The 4115-nt window shown below is 50.4% G+C and carries 2 protein-coding genes and 1 pseudogene; all 3 read left to right on the top strand.

Annotated elements, in window-relative coordinates:
* The first annotated feature begins 133 nt into the window (after window positions 1-133).
* Window positions 134-1438, top strand: coding sequence for a phage portal protein (locus tag FDW88_RS18830; protein WP_137363144.1), 1305 nt, complete (start codon window positions 134-136; stop codon window positions 1436-1438).
* A 13-nt stretch (window positions 1439-1451) separates the two neighbouring features.
* The gene (locus FDW88_RS18825) at window positions 1452-3494 is read left to right on the top strand and encodes a head maturation protease, ClpP-related (protein ID WP_170974181.1); all 2043 of its coding nucleotides are present in this window, start codon (window positions 1452-1454) and stop codon (window positions 3492-3494) included.
* A 310-nt stretch (window positions 3495-3804) separates the two neighbouring features.
* Window positions 3805-4115: pseudogene (locus tag FDW88_RS18815) on the top strand (hypothetical protein); the annotation flags it as partial.

Raw genomic sequence — 4115 nt, 5'->3', positions numbered from 1 at the left:
TGCCAGACGGTGCTGAGACGACGCTTACACCTGTTGCACTGTTTACGGCGAAGAGCCGCTTACTGGTCAACGGTGGCGATGATAAGCAAGACTTAACCGACTTCTACGAAGATCCGATCATGATAGGTGTCTGATGAAATCTAAAAAACACCCCGGGCGTGTAAAAAGCGCTCTTTTAAATTGGCTCGGTGTACCTATCAGCTTGACCACGGGTACGTTTTGGCAAGAGTGGATGGGAACCAGCAGCAGCGGCAAAACGGTAACCGTCGATAAGGCGATCATGTTGTCAGCTGTATGGTCATGCGCACGACTTCTTAGTGAATCAGTCTCAACCCTGCCACTGAAGGTCTATAAGCGGGAAAAAGATGGTTCACGAGCGCTAGCCACCGATCACCCGGCATATAAGGTTCTTTGTAAGCAGCCCAATGGAGAAATGACCCCGTCAAGATTCATGCTTATGCTGGTCGCCAGTATTTGCATGAGGGGGAATGCATATATAGAAAAACTGATGATTGGTCAAAAACTGGTTGGACTTAATCCCCTTTTACCCCAAAACATGGTTGTTAAGCGCCTTGAAAACGGGCAACTGCAGTACACCTATACCGATATAAACGGCAAGAGAATTATCCCTGTCAAAAACATGATGCACATTCGTGGCTTCGGGCTAGATGGTGTCTGTGGGATGATGCCGATGATGACTGGTCGGGATGTTATTGGCTCGGCAATGGCGGTTGAAGAATCAGCAGCCAAAATCTTTGAGAACGGTATACAAAACTCGGGCTTTATTAGTGCGAAAACAGACATTAATAAAGAACAGCGAGAGCGGCTGAAGCAAAATCTGAATTCGTTTGTAGGTTCGAAAAATGCAGGAAAGGTCATGGTGCTTGAGGGCGACATGACTTACCAGGGCGTCACCATGAATCCTGAAGCAGCACAGATGCTGGAGAGTCGATCTTTTAGCATTGAAGAGATTTGCCGATGGTTCCGTATTCCGCCGTTTATGGTTGGTCACATGACCAAACAAAGTAGTTGGGCCTCCAGTGTAGAAGGGATGAACCTCCTCTTTCTTACCAATACTCTTCGCCCGTTATTGGTCAACATTGAGCAGGAGATAGCGCGTTGTTTACTGGCGAATGATGAGGATTATTTTGCTGAATTCTCCGTTGAAGGTTTGCTACGTGCTGACAGTGCCGGGCGTGCTGCTTATTACACTACTGCTTTGCAGAATGGCTGGATGAGCCGCAACGATGTCCGTCGCCTGGAAAACCTGCCTCCAATACCTGGTGGCGAAATTTATACTGTGCAATTGAATCTCACTGCGCTTGAAGATTTACGCGAAAACAATCAGGCAGCCAGAGCTAATGCGCTGCTAGAGCTTCATAACCAGTTATTCCCCGATATTTCTTTCGAACATTCTCCGCTGAAAAAGGCCGCTTAGGAGCACTTTCCTGATGAGCAAAAAACAACTTCCGGCAGCGCCGGCGGGTCGCCCCTGCGCGCGGGTCACCTGTGAAACACTACCTTCTGCGCTGGACCGCTGGGATGGCGGGATTAAAGCTGCGGCCACCGACGAAAATAGCATTTCTGTATTTGATGTTATCGGGCAGGACTACTGGGGTGAAGGCGTCACAGCAAAGCGTGTTGCTGGTGCTTTACGATCAATGAATGGTGCAGACGTCACGGTGAATATTAACTCACCCGGTGGCGATATGTTTGAAGGCCTGGCGATTTATAACCTCCTCCGTGATTACGAGGGCAAGGTAACGGTGAAAGTGCTGGGAATTGCTGCCAGTGCGGCCTCAATCATTGCGATGGCTGGTGATGATATCCAAATCGGTCGCGGGGCCTTCTTGATGATTCACAATTGCTGGGTATACGCCATGGGCAACAGGCATGACTTTGCTGAACTGGCTAATTCCCTTGGGCCCTTTGATAGCGCAATGGCAGATATCTACGCTGTTCGTTCTGGGCTGGATATGGAAACCGTACAGAAGCTGATGGATGCAGAAAGCTATATCGGTGGTAGCGATGCAATCAACAGCGTCATCGATAACAATGACGGTACCTTCTCAATAGCCGGGGCCTGGAACGATCCTGATAAATACTCCCGTATCGATACGGGGGCAATTATTGATCAGCGCCCGGTGAGTGTTATCCCTCCGGGTAACCAGTCGCCACCGGCTAATATCGTGATTAGCTCGTTCTCTGTTGTTCAGCAGAACATCAGTGTTGAGACCATGCGTGCGAGCTGGGACCAGGCACAGAACGCTATTGCCTACGAGGCGCAGTGGCGCCGCAATGACGGAAACTGGGTGAACGTGCCGCGCAGCTCCACCACGTCATTTGATGTTCCGGGCATTTATGCCGGGCGCTACCTCGTGCGTGTGCGCGCCATTAATGCTTCAGAGATTTCCTCCGGCTGGGGATATTCAGAAGAGGCGACGCTGACCGGGAAAGTGGGTAACCCTCCGAAACCTGTCGGATTTGCGACAACGCCGATCAACTGGGGGATTCGCCTGAACTGGGGATTCCCGGCGAATACCTCTGACACACTGAAAACGGAAATTCAGTACACCGCGAACAGTGATTTCTCGAATCCTCTGTTGCTGTCGGATGTTCCGTATCCGTCAGCTGAATATATCCAGCTGGGGCTAAAGGCGGGGCAGGAGTTCTGGTACCGCGCGCAGCTGGTAGACAGAACGGGGAATGAATCAGGCTGGACTGACTGGGTTCGTGGCGAATCCAATGCGAATGCGGATGACTACCTGGGGGATATTGCGGATGACTTCCTGACATCTGCCGATGGCGATCGTCTGACGGGCGACATTGATACCAACCTTGAAGGCATTCTGCAGAACGCGCTGGCCAACCACGGAACTGTTGAACATCAGTTTGCACAGTTCGGCGAGGTCCGCGCAGACATTCTGGTGGTGAAAACCACGATCGCCGATGTGAATCAGGCGATGGCGGAAATGTCCACGCAGGTGCAGGCGCAGATTGAGGACGTAACCGCCTCGCTTGAGGATAAGCTCACCGCCACCGTTGACGCTTCAGGTGCAACGGCCATTCATACCCTGAAAGCCGGAGTGCGTATCAACGATATTTTTTACAGCGCCGGTATGTCGATTGCTGTGCTGGCGGAAGCGGGTAAGCCGGTAGTCACCCGCGTCGGGTTTAACGCTAACCAGTTTGTCCTGATGAGTGGCAGCGGTGATACGCAATATTCTCCATTCGCGGTGGTTAATGGGCAGGTATTTATCAGCGATGCCTTTATTCAGTACGGGCAGATAACGCTGGCAAAAATTGGTGAGCTGCGGTCCGCTAATTACGTTCAGGGAAAAACAGGGACTATTATGAAATCGGACGGATCGTTTGAGGTTAACGGGGCTGTGGCGGGTGAGGGCGCGTCGAGAATGAGTAATCTCAACTATAGCGTCAAGGACGGGAATGGGGTGCTTCGTGTTCAGCTTGGGAAAATAACAGGGGTGTTCTGATGGCATGGGGTATTCAGACGTGGGATGCAAACGGTGTCAAAAATAACTACGGGATTAAGCCAACGATGGTTCTGGGAAGAGCGACCGTCACAAGTTTTTCTCAGTCAGGCACCTGGTCTTTCGCCATCAGAAGCGGGTATGTTCTTAAATACGTTCAGGCTCCGCTTGAAAACGTTAATACAGGGTTAAGACGGAAATTCACTGTAAGCGGAGGAACAATTACGTGCTCCCCGGCGGGTACCGGGCAATATGAGATTAATACGGAGCCAGCCATTGCGGCAGTCCTCGTGTTCTATCAGGAGAAGGCATAATGGCTTATGGGGCATATCTTTCCACTGATGATGGTGTTGAGTTTTTTACGACTGAGACAACATCGATTGCTTTAGACCAGAAACTGACTGCCAGTGGTTCCGGTCAGTTTATAACGGTTAACGCGACAGTAAAGACTGAAGACATTATTCTTCCCTTTTGTGTCACAACGGGCGGTCCGGCATTCTTTGAATATTCCATTACCGGGAATAAAATAACCATATCAGCAAGGCAGACGGTTGGTCTGTATAAAAACATTGGCCTTGAAGTCTATCTGTTTACCACTAAGGAAGGTGCGAACAAGTTCCTGAT

Source organism: Citrobacter sp. wls829, assembly GCF_005280825.1.
GTDB classification, from domain to species: domain Bacteria; phylum Pseudomonadota; class Gammaproteobacteria; order Enterobacterales; family Enterobacteriaceae; genus Citrobacter; species Citrobacter gillenii.
The sequence above is the reverse complement of the archived record's forward strand: the minus strand, read 5'-3'. Positions and strand labels throughout refer to the sequence as shown.

Excerpts from the sequence above, each read along its gene's own strand:
- FDW88_RS18825 (WP_170974181.1), top strand. The coding sequence starts at position 1,452 with ATGAGCAAAAAACAACTTCCGGCAGCGCCGGCGGGTCGCCCCTGCGCG.
- FDW88_RS18830 (WP_137363144.1), top strand. The coding sequence starts at position 134 with ATGAAATCTAAAAAACACCCCGGGCGTGTAAAAAGCGCTCTTTTAAAT.